This window comes from Micromonospora sp. DT63 (assembly GCF_049841615.1).
Lineage (GTDB): Bacteria > Actinomycetota > Actinomycetes > Mycobacteriales > Micromonosporaceae > Micromonospora.
The window spans coordinates 570691-583281 of record NZ_JBNCKQ010000001.1 but is presented as its reverse complement, the minus strand read 5'-3'; the positions used below and the strand labels follow the sequence as shown (position 1 = coordinate 583281).

The following is a 12591-nucleotide window of genomic DNA, read 5'->3' as shown; positions in this document are numbered from 1 at the left end:
GGAATGGGTGAGCGATGTTCGAGACCGTGCTGATCGCCAACCGTGGCGAGATCGCGCTGCGGGTGCTGCGGGCGTGTCGGGAGCTGGGCGTGCGCACGGCGGTGGTCTACTCCGCCGCCGACGCCGACTCGGCGGCCGTACGCCTCGCCGACCAGGCCGTGCGCATCGGACCGGCGTCGAGCCGGCGCAGCTACCTCAACGCCGCAGCGATCATGGAGGCAGCCCGGCAGGTGGGCGCGCAGGCCGTGCACCCCGGGTACGGCTTCCTGTCCGAGGACGCCGACTTCGCCGAGATCTGCGCGGACAACGGCCTGACGTTCATCGGCCCGCCGCCGGCGGTGATGGCGGCGCTGGCCGACAAGTCCTCGGCCCGGGCCCTCATGAGCCGGGCCGGGCTGCCGCTGCCGGCGGGCAGCGTCGCGCCGGTGGCGACCGCCGCCGCGGCGGCCGAGGTCGCCGAGGCCGTCGGCTACCCGGTCATCGTGAAGGCCGCCGCCGGTGGCGGGGGCCGGGGGATGACAGTGGTGCGCCACCCGGCCGAGCTCGCCCGGGCGTACGCGCGGACACGGGCCGCCGCGCAGGCCGCCTTCGGCGACGACCGGGTGTACGTCGAGCGGTACCTCACCGAGGCCCGGCACGTCGAGGTGCAGGTGCTCTGCGACTCCCACGGCAACGGCGTGCACCTGGGCACCCGCGACTGCTCGGTGCAGCGCCGGCACCAGAAACTCGTCGAGGAGGCGCCCGCTCCCGCGCTGTCCGCCGCCGTGCTCGACACCATCGCCGAGACCGCGCTGCGGGGCGCCCTGGAGGTCGGCTTCGTCGGCGCGGGCACGCTGGAGTTCCTGGTGGACGCCGAGGAACGCTTCCACTTCCTGGAGATCAACTGTCGGATCCAGGTGGAACATCCCGTCACCGAGATGGTCACCGGGATCGACCTGGTGCACGAGCAACTGCACATCGCCGCCGGCGTGCCGCTGCGGTGGCGGCAGGAGGAGATCCGGCTGCACGGCGTCGCCGTGGAGTGCCGCGTCAACACCGAGGACCCCGAGCGTGACTTCGCGCCCACGCCTGGCCGCCTGGAACGGTTCACCCCGCCCGGAGGGCCGTTCACCCGCGTGGACACCCACGCCAGCGCCGGCTACCTGGTCGGCCCCTGGTACGACTCGCTGCTGGCCAAGGTGATCGTCTGGGCGCCCGACCGGGAGCTGGCGCTCAATCGGCTGGAGCGTGCCCTGGAGGAGTTCGACATCGCCGGGCCGGGCGTGCACACCACCATCGGGTTCGTCCGGCGGGTGCTCGACGACGCCGCGTTCCGCAAGGGCCGCTACACCACCGGCCTGGTCGACCGACTGCTCACCACGCCGCCGCCGGTGCCCGCGCAGCGGTCGACGGCCACCCCCACACCCCGCGCCGCGCCCGCCGCGGAGCCCGACGTACCCAACCGGAGGACCCGATGACCGTCACCCATGGTCGCCCGATGACCGCCGAGATCACCGACATCCTGGTGGCGCACTGCGGGCTGGACGCCGACGCCGCCGCGCGGGCGCCCGCCGCGTCACTTGAGGAACTGGGCATGGACTCGCTCGCGCTGCTGGAACTCTCCGCGGTCGTCGCCGACCGGTGGCAGGTGAGCATCCCCGAGCAGGCCGGGCAGCTGAGCATCCCGGCGGTGGCCGACCTGGTCGCCCGGCGCACCGACCCGCCCGGGCACACCGAGAACTCCGTGGTCATCGACGCGCCGCTTCCGCTGGTGTGGGACGTCACCAACGACGTGGCGAACTGGACCGAGCTGTTCACCGAGTACGCAGTGGTGGAGATCCTGCACCGCGACGGGCACACCGTGCGGTTCCGGCTCACCATGTACCCCGACGAGAACGGGGTGTCGTGGAGCTGGGTCAGCGAACGCACCGCCGACCCGGTCAGCCGGCAGGTGCGGGCGCACCGGGTGGAGACCGGGCCGTTCGAGTACATGCGGATCCACTGGCGCTACACCGAGGAGGCCGACGGCACCCGGATGACCTGGACGCAGGACTTCGCCATGAAGCCCACCGCGCCTGTCGACAACGCCGGGATGACCGAGCGGATCAACACCAACAGCGTCATCCAACTCGCGGTGATCAAGGACCGGGTGGAACGGATCGCCCGCCAGCGCGAGGAGCAGAGCCGCACGGCGACCGCGCAGGACAGCACGGTTGCCGGCGACGAGCCGACGGGGGCCCGCGATGAGTGACCTGGGCACCCGGCCGATCGCCGCGGCGGACGTACCTGCCGACCGGCGGCGCGGCGGCGAACTGCGGGTGCTGCTCGGACCCCGCACCGTCGGCAGCACCTCCGGCTTCCTCGGGGTGGCCACCCTCGCGCCGGGGGAGCGGATCGCCGAGCACTACCACCCGTACAGCGAGGAGTTCCTGTACGTGGCGCGTGGCGCGATCACTGTCGACCTGGACGACCAGCCCACCGAGGTCGCCGCGGGTGAGGCGCTGTTCGTGCCGGTCAACGTGCGACACCGGCTGCGCAACACCGGATCCGAGCCGGCCGAGGTGGTCTTCCACCTGGGCCCGCTGGCCCCGCGGCCGGAGCTGGGACACGTCGACACCGAGCTGGTCGAGCAACGGGGCGGGTCGTGAGCGCGCGGAGTGGGCCGGGTTTGCGAGCCCCGCAGTCGCGAACAGGGGTGCCGCGATGACCGGGCGTCGCACGGTGGTGACCGGCATCGGGGTGGTCGCTCCCGGCGGCGCGAGCCGGGACCGCTTCTGGAAGACCATCACCGAGGGACGTACGGCCACCCGGCGGATCAGCTTCTTCGACCCGTCGCCGTTCCGCTCCCAGATCGCCGCCGAGTGCGACTTCAACCCGATCGCCGCGGGGCTCACCGACGCCGAACGGAGCCGCGCCGACCGGTACGTGCAGTTCGCGCTCGCCTGTTCCACCGAGGCGATCGCCGACGCCGGCCTGGTGCTCAGCGACGCCGAGCGGGACCGCACCGGTGTGGTGCTCGGCACCGCAGTGGGCGGCACGATGGCTCTGGAACAGGAGTACGTGCGGGTCAGCGAGCACGGTCGGCGTTGGCTGGTCGACGCGGCGCTCGGCGGCCCGTACCTGTACCAGGCGTTGGTGCCCAGCAGCCTGGCCGCCGACGTGGCCTGCCGGCACGGGCTGCACGGTCCGGCGCAGGTGGTCTCGACCGGCTGCACGTCGGGCATCGACGCCATCGGCTACGCCCACCAGCTGATCGTGGACGGCGAGGCGGACATCGTGCTGGCCGGCGCGGCGGACTCGCCGATCTCGCCGGTGACCGTCGCCTCGTTCGACGCGATCAAGGCGACCAGCCCCGACAACGACGACCCCGCCCACGCCTCCCGTCCCTTCGACGCGGACCGGCACGGGTTCGTGCTGGCCGAGGGTGCGGCGGTGCTGGTGCTGGAGGAGGCCGGGCACGCCCGCCGGCGCGGCGCGCACGTCTACTGCGAGGTCGCCGGCTACGCGAGCCGCAGCAACGGCTACCACATGACCGGGCTGCGCCCGGACGGGCTGGAGATGGGCCTCGCCGTCACCGACGCGTTGCGGCAGGGCCGGATCATCCCGGAGCAGGTCTCCTACATCAGCGCCCACGGCTCGGGGACGCGGCAGAACGACAGGCACGAGACGGCCGCGTTCAAGCGGGCGTTGGGCCAGGCCGCGTACCGGGTGCCGATCAGCTCGATCAAGTCGATGGTGGGGCACTCGCTCGGCGCGATCGGGTCGATCGAGATGGCCGCCTGCGCCCTCGCGATCGAGTTCGGCGTCGTGCCGCCCACGGCCAACTGGAGCACCCGCGACCCGGAGTGCGACCTGGACTACGTACCCAACGAGGCGCGGGAGGTTCCCGTCAACGTGGCCCTGTCGGTAGGCAGCGGGTTCGGCGGCTTCCAGTCGGCGATGGTGTTCCGTCGGCTCCCCCCGGTGGCGGCGTGAGCACCGCCCGGGCGGTCGTCACCGGCATCGGGGTGGTCGCGCCGAGCGGCGTCGGCGTGGACGCGCACTGGCGCACCGTGCTGGCCGGCACCCGGCGCACCGGGCCGATCACCCTGTTCGACCCGGCCAGCTACCCGACCCGCTTCGGCGGCGAGGTCCCCGACTTCACGGCCGACTCCTACGCCGACAGCCGGCAGCTGGTGCAGACCGACAGGTGGACGCACCTCGGCTTCGCCGCCACCCGGCTGGCGCTGACCGACGCCGGCCTGCCCGAGCGGGCACCCGACCCGTACGGCTACGCGGTGTCCCTGGCCAGCTCGTCCGGGGGCAACCTGTTCGGCCAGCGGGAGCTGCAACGGCTGTGGGGCGGCACGTCGCGCACCGTCGGGGCGTACCAGTCGATCGCCTGGTTCTACGCCGCAAGCGTCGGGCAGCTCTCCATCCACCACCAGTTCAAGGGGCCGAGCGGGGTGCTGGTCGCCGAGACGGCCGGCGGGCTGGACAGCCTCGCGCACGCCGCCCGCGCGGTACGCCGGGGCACGCCCGTGGTGATCGCCGGGGCGACCGAGTGTCCACTGAGCCCGTACGCGCTGGCCTGCCAACTGCGCTCCGGGCTGCTCAGCGACGTCGCCGACCCGGAGCTGGCGTACCGGCCGTTCGACGCGGCGGCCAGCGGCTACCTGCCGGCCGAGGGCGGCGCGGTGTTCGTGGTGGAGGAGCTGGGGCACGCGCTGTCGCGGGGCGCCCGGATCTACGGCGAGGTGAGCGGCTGGGGCTCGACCCACGACGCCGCGCACACCACTGCCGACAGCGCCGGCGACCCGACCCAGTACGCCCGCGCGATGCGGCTGGCCCTGGACCGGGCGGGTGTCGCGGCGGCCGGGATCGACGTGGTGCTGCCGGACGCTCTCGGTGTGCCCCGGTACGACCGCAGCGAGGCCCAGGCGCTGCGCGCCGTGTTCGCCGACCGGCCGCCCCCGGTCACCACCCAGAAACCGTTGACCGGGCGGGCACACCAGGGCGGCTCGGCGCTGGACGTGGCGACCGCGCTGCTCGCGTTCGCGCACGACACGCTGCCCGCGTCCGCCGGCCCGGACGAGGTGGCCGACGGGTGCGAGCTGGACTTCCTGCGCGAGCACCGCCGGCCGCGCAGTCGGCTCGCGCTGGTCTGCGCGCGGGGCTTCGACGGATTCAACAGCGCGTTGGTCCTGCGGGGGGCCGCGCCGACGACGGGAGAGACGCCATGAGCGAGCAGCGGGCCCGAGTGGTCTTCCTGGTCCGGGTGCCGACGCCCCGCACCGACGAGTTCCTCGCCGCGTACGAGCAGGTCCGGCATCTGGTCGCGGACGGCGTACCGGGGCATCTGGTCGACCAGGTCTGCCGCTCGTCGACCGACCCGGAGCAGTGGCTGATCACCAGCGAGTGGGCGAGCCTGGCCGACTTCGAGAACTGGGAGCGCACCGAAGAGCACCGGGACCTGGTACGCCCGATGCGGGAGTGCTTCACCGACGCCCGTTCACTGCGGTTCCACATCCACGCCCAGACCCCGGAGCGGGCCCGCGATGAGGTCACGGTCCGCTAGAACCGCCCGGCGGCGGTGACCGTCACCGCCGCCGGCCCAACACCTGCACCGCCTGCGACCGGTGGCCGTTCATCGTGGCGACCTCGATCCGGTCCTCCTCGGCCAGGTCGAAGTCGGCGAGCAGACTACGCAGGTGCGTTATCTCGTGATGCCGGCACACGGCACCGTCGTCCGTGGTGAAGACCCCGTACGGCGCCCCGAAACGCTGGGCGTGTGCGCGGTAGCGCTGACGGTTTCGCGCGTCGTCGTCCTGAAGGAGCAGATCGCTGACGTAGAGCAGTCCGCCGGGCACCAGGACACGGCTCAGCTCGGCGATCAGTGCCCGCTGAGCGTCATCGTCGGGGACGCAGGTGAGTACCGCGAACAGCACGACGGCATCGAAGCTCGCCGCGGGGTACGCGAGCGCCGGCGACGACTCCAGGACGGCGAACCGCAGATCGGGCCACACCTGACGGCCCCGCTCGATCAGGGCGGGGGACGGGTCCACGCCGGACACGTCGCGGAAGCCGTGTTCGGCCAACTCGCCCATGACCCGGCCGTAGCCGCAGCCAAAGTCCAAGATCCGCGCGGACGGCCGTAGCCCTGACAGCCACGTGAGATTGACCGGATGAGTGAACGTCTTGGTCGCGCCGACGCTGTCCCAGTACGCGATCTGATTTGCCGAACCGTTCATGCGCGGCGAGTGTACCCACGGCATCGGGGCACGCTCGCATATCACCCTCTGCACAACACCGGTTCGATCGGCGAACGTCGCGGCGACAACCCTTGGAGAGGACACGTCCGCGCCGGTACGTCCGGGTCGCCGCAGGTGCTGGAGGTGCGTAGGGTCCTGGGGTCATGAAGGTCCTGATCTCTGTTGACATGGAAGGCATCTCGGGGATCGTGCATCCCACCGAGACGAATCCGGATCGGTACGACTACGAGCGCGGCCGTGCCCTGATGACGGCCGAAGCGAACGCGGTGATCGGCGGCGTTCTCGATGCCGCACCCGACGCCGTGGTGTGGGTCGCCGACGCGCACGGACCGTTTCGGAACCTTCTGCCGGAGGACCTCGATCGACGTGCTCATCTCGTGCGCGGCAAACCCCGCCCGCTGGGCATGCTGGCGGGGCTGGACGAGCACACGGATGCCGTCATGTTGATCGGGTATCACGCTCGGGCCGGCGCCGGGCCTGCCGTACTGGCGCACACGATGAGCGACGCGATCCTCGACGTACGCGTGGCGGGGCGGACGCTGGGCGAGATCGGTCTCAACACCGCCATGGCTGGGCACCTGGACGCTCCGGTCGTCCTGCTCAGCGGAGACGACACCGCCTGCGCGGAATTCGGTGAGCTGGTGCCCTCGGCGGTCACCGTCGCCGTCAAGCAGACCCTGGGCCAGGCCGCCGCAGTGGCCCTCCATCCGCAGGAGGCACGCGAGCGGCTGCGCCGCGCTGCCGCCGGCGCCATCTCCCGACGCGCCTCGATTCCCCCGTGGACGATGGCCGGGCCGTTGGACGTCGAGGTCGACCTGTACGGCCCGTACATGGTCGACCTCGCGGTGCTGGTGCCGGGTGTGACCCGCGTCCGCGGCGGCCGGACTGTCGCCTTCCACGCCGCTGACGTCGCCGAGGTCTACCGGCTCATTCAACTGCTCGTCCAGCTCGCCAGCATCAGACCGGACTAGTACGCCAGCCACCGTCCGGTTCCTGCTGCCCCTCAGCAGCTCAGGCCGTAGGCCGACAGGGCGGCGTCGAGCATGCGTTCCTGCTGATCCGCCGGGTACGCAGCGGGATCCGCGGCGGCGAGAGCCGCGACGCCCTCGGTCATCGCGATCAGCCCCAGGGCGACCGCGCCGACCTGGTCGACCGGCCAGTCCGGGGCGGCCGCGGCGACCAGTCGTTCGACCCGTTGCCGCCAGGCTCGGTTGTTGCGGCGGTGCATGTCGGTCAGTTCGGCGTCCGCCACTGCCGCGGCCAGGAAGCCCACCCAGACGACGCTCCAGGTGATCGTCTCCGGATCAGTCGCCATGCACTGGCGGAGCACCGCGCGCAATGCTTCCCGCGGCGAGGTGGCCGCGGCCTCGAGTGCCTCGACCCGTTGCCGGGTGGTGTCGTGCAGCAGTTGCCGGGCGTGCAGCAGCAGCGCTCGACGGTTCGGGAAGCGGTGCATGACCAGGCCCGTCGTGCAGCCGGCCGCCGCGGCGACCGCGCGCACAGTCAGCTTTTCCAGGCCCTGCTGCGCGAGCACGTCCCAGACCGCGCGCGACAGCGCCTCGCCCTGGGCCGCTCGGTCTGCGGGCGGCGGTGACACGGCTCTCACCCCTCCATCGTCGTAACGAATGTTACCGTAACGCTTGTTACCGAGTCTCGGTGAGGAGCGGCATGGCCTGGATCATCACGCAGCGGCCGTGGACCGACCCGGTGGGCGAGGCGTTGCGTGTGGCGCAGAAAGCCGAACTCGACCTCCGCTACGGTACCGACGAGCATGAGCCCGGCACGCCGCCGACGGCCGAGAACATCGACCTGTTCCTGGTAGCGGTCGACGACGCCACCGGCCAACCACTCGGCTGCGCCGCGCTGCGCCGCCTCGACCCGGTCACGGTCGAGGTGAAGCGGATGTACGTGGTACCGGAGAGCCGCGGCTCGGGGGTGGCGACCGACCTGCTCCGCAGGCTGGAGGAGGCCGCACGGGAGCGTGGTTGGACGACCGTCCGGCTGGAGACCGGGACCGCCCAACCGGACGCGATCCGTTTCTACGAGCGCGAGGGCTACCGCGAGATCCCGCTGTTCGGCGCGTACGTGGGCTCCGACGACTCGGTCTGCTACGAACGCGTCCTACCCGACGGAGCACCCCGGCCGCAGCCCACAGCGCGGCTCTGATCACGCGGTGGCCGCCCTGCGTCCACCGGCCCTGACGTGGATCCCCAACGGCGGCTGCCGTACCGGCGCGAGGCGCATGATCGACTCGGGTTCCCGGAAGCCGGGGTGTCCCGCTTGCCCGGACACCCCGCCTTCACGGAACCCGAGTCGATCATGCGCGGTAGGCCGGGATGGCGGCCCGCGTGACGGTGGGCACCGGTATGTGGCAATCGGTCCGGGCGCTCTGTTTGATCTAGCCATTTGCATCTAGCGATGCTCCGCGCGGCTGTCGTAGGGTTCCGTCAGCACCTAGAAAGTTGTTCACAAACGGTTGCTATGCCCTACTTTGTGCTGCGGGTTGAACGGCGAGGGCGATGGATCAATCGACAGGAAACCTTACGGCTGAAGACCCTGGATGGGTGGACGACATCCTGTTCTCCGGCCATCCGACCGACGTTTGTCTCCGCCTGCCGGAACCGATCGACCGGGTCACCCTGCACCGGCTGGTGACCGCCGCGCAGGACCGCCTGATCGCTGCCGGCCTGCGCCCCGGTGGCGCGGCCGCGCTACGACTTCCACCGTCACTGGCGTACGTGGTGAACCTGCTGGCCACCTGGCGCGCTGGCGCACAGGCGATCCTGCTCGACCACCGGCTGACCGACCACGAGGTGGATCGGGCGCTGACCCGACTCACCCCGCAGGTGGTGATCGCGCCGCTGCGCACCGCCGGCGGCGCGCTGAAGGTCTTCGTCGACGTCACCGAGAGCGTCACCCGCCACGCCGACCGTCCGGCGGTCAGCGGGCACGCCGTGATCCAGCTCAGCTCCGGCTCCACCGGCCCGTCCAAGGTGATCGGCCGTACCGCAGCCGACCTGGTCGCCGAGGTGGGCCGCTACACCCGCATCGACGGCGTACCGCTGCCCGGCGAACGCATCATCCTGCTGCCCTCCATGGTGCACGTGCTCGGGCTCGTCGGCGGACTGCTCTACGGCCTGCACGCCGGAGTCGAACTGGTGCCACCGCAGCGACTCAGCGGCGACGCCGTGCTGGCCGCGATCGCCGCCGACCCGACACCGGCCACCGTGCTGGGTGTGCCGTTCCACATCGGTCTGCTCGCCTCCACCCGGCCGTCCGGCCCCCTGCCACAGCTGCGGCGGATGACCACCGGTGGCGAACTGGTGCCGGCCGCTGTCGCACAGGCGTTCACCGACCGGTACGGGGTGCCGCTGGGCAACATGTACGGGATGACCGAGGTCGGGGTGATCGGCACCGACCTGCACGGAGCACACCGGCCGTCGATCGCCCCGGCGCCCGGCATCGAGGTCCGCGAGTCCGAGGGCGAGCTGTGGGTGTCCTGCCCGGCGTCGCCGTACGTCGGGCTCAGCGACCCGACCCGCTGGGCCGACGGCTGGCTGCACACCCGCGACGCCGGCACCGTCGACGCCGACTCCGGGCTGGTCACCGTGCGCGGCCGGCTCGACTCGCAGGTCTCGGTGGGCGGGATGAAGGTCGACCTCACCGAGGTGGAGGCCACCGTCGCCGAGCTGCCCGGCGTGGCCGCCGCCGTGGTGGTGTGGGACGACGGCATCACCGCGTACGTCCAGCCCGACGGCCCGCTGTCGGAGGAGATGCTGGACAAGCTCCTCGCCGAGCGGTTGGCCGGCTACAAGCGACCCCGGGTGCTGCGCCTGCTCGACGCGTTGCCCCGCACCACCACCGGCAAGCTGGTCCGCTCGACCGGCGCGCTGCGGTCGGCGGCGACACCGTGACCGGCCCCCTGCACCGCCTCGACACCGGGACCGGGCCGCTGCGCCACGTCGACACCGGGACCGGGCCACTGCGCCACGTCGGCCTCGACGTCGGGACCGGGCCCCTGCGCCACGTCGACGTCGACACCGGGACCGGCCCGCTGCACCACCTCGACGGCGACCTCGACGCCCGCCTCGGCGCGTACCGCGACGGCCAGCACGAGACCGCCGGCCAGCTCCGGATGACCGACCCGCACGGGCTCGCCGCCGGGCACCTGACGCAGCGGCAGGCCGGGCGGAGGCATCTCCCGGAGCAGTCCGCCGCCGCGCAGCCCGACACCGAGCGCCTTGCCGACCGCCTCCTTGGCGGTCCACAGCCGCAGGAACTCGGCCGCCCGGCCGGCCTCGGGTCGATCGGCCAGCCAGGCCAGCTCGGCCGGCGGGAACCAGCGACGGGCCAGCGCGAGCGCGGGCAGCGCACGGACCTGCTCCACGTCCACGCCGACCGGGCCGGCCGCACGGGCGGCGACCACCACGACCCGACCGGCGCGGCTGAGGCTGACCGGCAGCTCGACGGGCCCGGAGTCCACCGGCGCGGCGACGCGTACGACCGGGTTGCCGGCGGGGCCGTGTGCCAGCACCACCTCCGCCTCGGCGCGGCCGAGCAACGCCGCGCCCGCCTGCCGCAGCAACCGCACGGCGGGACCCGGCCGACCGCCGGTGTCCCGACCGACCCACACGTACGCGGTGTCCCGATCGGACACCGTCAGTTGGTCCACGCAGAGAGGGTATCCATGAGAGCCGAGGTCCGCGCCTTCGTCGTCGAGCAGCTCGCCGACATGAACTACGACGTCGAGGGGCTCGACGACGACACCACGCTCGGCCCGTCCGGCGTCGACCTGGAATCGCTGGCACTGGCCGACCTGTCCGTCCGCGTCGAGGACCGCTACGGCGTGACGTTCGCCGACGACGAGTCGGAGAAGTTGGCCCTCATGACGGTAGGCGAGTTCACCACGATGGTCGCCGACCGTGTCGCCGAGGCGACGAGCGACAACGCCTGATGCCCGGTCAGCCCGACCTGGGGCGAGCTGACCTGCTGACCATGCTCGCCGAACTCACCGCGAAACCCGCCGCCGAGGTCCCCGACCGGATCGGCTCGATGGAACTCGCCTGGCTCGTGCACCTCATCGAGCAGCGCTACGAGCGTCGGCTCGACCTCACCGACGACGACCTGGCCGGCATCCGTACCGTCGACGACGCCCTGGCGGTCTTCCGGGCGTCGCTGACCGCTACCGCAGATGGCTGAGCCACCCGTCGCCCAGCTCACCGGTGTGTACGCGGTCAGCGCCCTCGGTCGCGGCGCCGACGCGCAGCTCGCCGGCGTCCTGGCCGGTGCGCCGGCGTTCGGCCCGGTACGCCGCTTCGACACCACAGGCCGCCGGGTCGCCGTGGCCGCCACCCTGCCCGACGTCGGCACCCTCGCCGACGAACTGGCCGACGCGATCGACGCGGCCTGCGCGGCGGCCGTCCTGACCGACGTACGGCGGGCGGGGTGCGCGTTGCTGCTCGCCGTGCACGGGGGTCCGGCGCCGGGCGCGGGGCCCGCCCCGGCCGCGCTCGCCGGCCAGCTCGCGCTGCGCACCGGAGTGTCCGGGCCGACCCGCGTCTACACCAGCGCCTGCGTGTCGGCGAGCACGGCGGTGGCCGACGCCGCCGCCCTGATCGCCCGGGGCGACCTGGACCGGGCGGTGGTGGCCGCCGGCTACCTCGTCGAACCGGACCAGTTCGCGCTCTTCGACGCCGGCAGGGCTCTCGCCGACGACGGTGCGGTACGCCCGTTCAGCGCCGGCCGACGGGGGTTGCTGCTCGGCGACGGGGTGGCCGCGGTGGTGCTCGAGTCCCGCGCGGCGGCCCGTCGACGGGACGGTGGACCGGTGGCCACAGTGGTCGGTTGGGGGCGGGCCGGGGACGCGTTCCACCCCTGCCAGCCGGACCCGTCCGGCACCGGGCTGGCGCACGCGGTCCGCGCCGCGCTGCGTCGGGCCGGGCTGTCACCGCAGGCCGTCGGCTACGTCAACGCCAACGCCACCGGCACCGCGCAGAGCGACGCCGCGGAGGCGGCGGCGCTGCGTCAGGCCCTCGACGGGTACGCCGCTCAGGTGCCGGTCAGCTCCACCAAGGCCCTGCACGGGCACGCGTTGGAGGCGTCCGGGCTGCTCGAACTGGTGGTCACCGCGCTGGCGCTACGCCACGGTGAACTGCCGGTCAACGCCGGCTGGCGAGGGCCGGACGAGGCGTGCCCGCTGGATGTCATCACGGATCGTCCCCGGAGGACGACGGCGACGCACGCCCTGACCCTCAACGCCGCCTTCGGTGGCGCCAACACGGCACTTCTGGTCGGCGCCCCGTGACCACCCCGACCTCCCCGCGGTCCGGCACCTTCTGTCCCGACGAATCCGCTGACGCCC

General features: G+C 72.8%; 15 protein-coding genes. 12 read left to right on the top strand and 3 right to left on the bottom strand.

Annotated elements, in window-relative coordinates; translation table 11 throughout:
* Positions 1 to 14 precede the first annotated feature (14 nt).
* The 6 genes from ACLQ27_RS02815 to ACLQ27_RS02790 are packed head-to-tail and all read left to right on the top strand — an operon-like array spanning position 15 to position 5536.
* Positions 15 to 1457, top strand: a complete 1443-nt coding sequence (locus ACLQ27_RS02815; RefSeq protein ID WP_357496982.1) for an acetyl-CoA carboxylase biotin carboxylase subunit — start codon at positions 15 to 17, stop codon at positions 1455 to 1457.
* Positions 1454 to 2230, top strand: coding sequence for an SRPBCC family protein (locus ACLQ27_RS02810; RefSeq protein WP_425865490.1), 777 nt, complete (start codon positions 1454 to 1456; stop codon positions 2228 to 2230). The genes ACLQ27_RS02815 and ACLQ27_RS02810 overlap by 4 nt, the downstream gene beginning before the upstream one ends.
* Positions 2223 to 2627, top strand: coding sequence for a cupin domain-containing protein (locus ACLQ27_RS02805; protein WP_357573841.1), 405 nt, complete (start codon positions 2223 to 2225; stop codon positions 2625 to 2627). The genes ACLQ27_RS02810 and ACLQ27_RS02805 overlap by 8 nt, the downstream gene beginning before the upstream one ends.
* A gap of 55 nt (positions 2628 to 2682) precedes the next feature.
* Positions 2683 to 3954 carry a beta-ketoacyl-[acyl-carrier-protein] synthase family protein gene (locus ACLQ27_RS02800; RefSeq protein ID WP_425865489.1) on the top strand — a complete coding sequence of 424 codons (1272 nt, stop codon included), beginning with the start codon at positions 2683 to 2685 and terminating at the stop codon, positions 3952 to 3954.
* A complete protein-coding gene (locus ACLQ27_RS02795; RefSeq protein WP_357496974.1) occupies positions 3951 to 5201 on the top strand; it encodes a beta-ketoacyl synthase N-terminal-like domain-containing protein in 1251 nt (416 codons plus the stop codon). Before ACLQ27_RS02800 ends, ACLQ27_RS02795 begins: the two co-directional genes overlap by 4 nt.
* The gene (locus ACLQ27_RS02790) at positions 5198 to 5536 is read left to right on the top strand and encodes an antibiotic biosynthesis monooxygenase family protein (protein WP_357496972.1); all 339 of its coding nucleotides are present in this window, start codon (positions 5198 to 5200) and stop codon (positions 5534 to 5536) included. The genes ACLQ27_RS02795 and ACLQ27_RS02790 overlap by 4 nt, the downstream gene beginning before the upstream one ends.
* 22 nt (positions 5537 to 5558) lie before the next feature.
* Here ACLQ27_RS02790 and ACLQ27_RS02785 read toward each other — a convergent pair whose 3' ends face one another.
* The gene (locus tag ACLQ27_RS02785) at positions 5559 to 6209 is read right to left on the bottom strand and encodes a class I SAM-dependent methyltransferase (protein WP_357496970.1); all 651 of its coding nucleotides are present in this window, start codon (positions 6207 to 6209) and stop codon (positions 5559 to 5561) included.
* A 164-nt stretch (positions 6210 to 6373) separates the two neighbouring features.
* Here ACLQ27_RS02785 and ACLQ27_RS02780 point away from each other — a divergent pair, with 164 nt between their 5' ends.
* Positions 6374 to 7201: a M55 family metallopeptidase gene (locus tag ACLQ27_RS02780; RefSeq protein WP_357496968.1), complete on the top strand. Its 828-nt coding sequence runs from the start codon at positions 6374 to 6376 to the stop codon at positions 7199 to 7201.
* A gap of 32 nt (positions 7202 to 7233) precedes the next feature.
* On the opposite strand, the gene ACLQ27_RS02775 is transcribed toward ACLQ27_RS02780, so the two are convergent.
* A complete protein-coding gene (locus ACLQ27_RS02775) occupies positions 7234 to 7836 on the bottom strand; it encodes a TetR/AcrR family transcriptional regulator (protein ID WP_234587085.1) in 603 nt (200 codons plus the stop codon).
* A 62-nt stretch (positions 7837 to 7898) separates the two neighbouring features.
* On the opposite strand from ACLQ27_RS02775, the gene ACLQ27_RS02770 reads away from it, so the two are divergent.
* Positions 7899 to 8396, top strand: coding sequence for a GNAT family N-acetyltransferase (locus tag ACLQ27_RS02770; RefSeq protein ID WP_357496966.1), 498 nt, complete (start codon positions 7899 to 7901; stop codon positions 8394 to 8396).
* Between the two features lie 353 nt (positions 8397 to 8749).
* Positions 8750 to 10144: a class I adenylate-forming enzyme family protein gene (locus tag ACLQ27_RS02765; RefSeq protein ID WP_357496964.1), complete on the top strand. Its 1395-nt coding sequence runs from the start codon at positions 8750 to 8752 to the stop codon at positions 10142 to 10144.
* On the opposite strand, the gene ACLQ27_RS02760 is transcribed toward ACLQ27_RS02765, so the two are convergent.
* The gene (locus ACLQ27_RS02760; RefSeq protein ID WP_425865486.1) at positions 10039 to 10902 is read right to left on the bottom strand and encodes a 4'-phosphopantetheinyl transferase family protein; all 864 of its coding nucleotides are present in this window, start codon (positions 10900 to 10902) and stop codon (positions 10039 to 10041) included. The two genes, ACLQ27_RS02765 and ACLQ27_RS02760, sit on opposite strands and share 106 nt — an antisense overlap.
* 15 nt (positions 10903 to 10917) lie before the next feature.
* On the opposite strand from ACLQ27_RS02760, the gene ACLQ27_RS02755 reads away from it, so the two are divergent.
* From ACLQ27_RS02755 to ACLQ27_RS02745, 3 genes are read left to right on the top strand one after another with little or no spacing between them, the layout of a single operon-like run.
* Complete coding sequence (locus tag ACLQ27_RS02755; protein WP_354862635.1) at positions 10918 to 11184, top strand: acyl carrier protein; 267 nt, start codon at positions 10918 to 10920, stop codon at positions 11182 to 11184.
* Entirely contained in the window at positions 11184 to 11429 is a 246-nt protein-coding gene (locus tag ACLQ27_RS02750) for an acyl carrier protein (RefSeq protein ID WP_357496960.1), read from the top strand. Before ACLQ27_RS02755 ends, ACLQ27_RS02750 begins: the two co-directional genes overlap by 1 nt.
* Positions 11422 to 12534 (top strand): beta-ketoacyl-[acyl-carrier-protein] synthase family protein, encoded by a 1113-nt coding sequence (locus ACLQ27_RS02745; RefSeq protein ID WP_425865485.1) that lies wholly within the window; start codon positions 11422 to 11424, stop codon positions 12532 to 12534. The genes ACLQ27_RS02750 and ACLQ27_RS02745 overlap by 8 nt, the downstream gene beginning before the upstream one ends.
* Positions 12535 to 12591 lie beyond the last annotated feature (57 nt).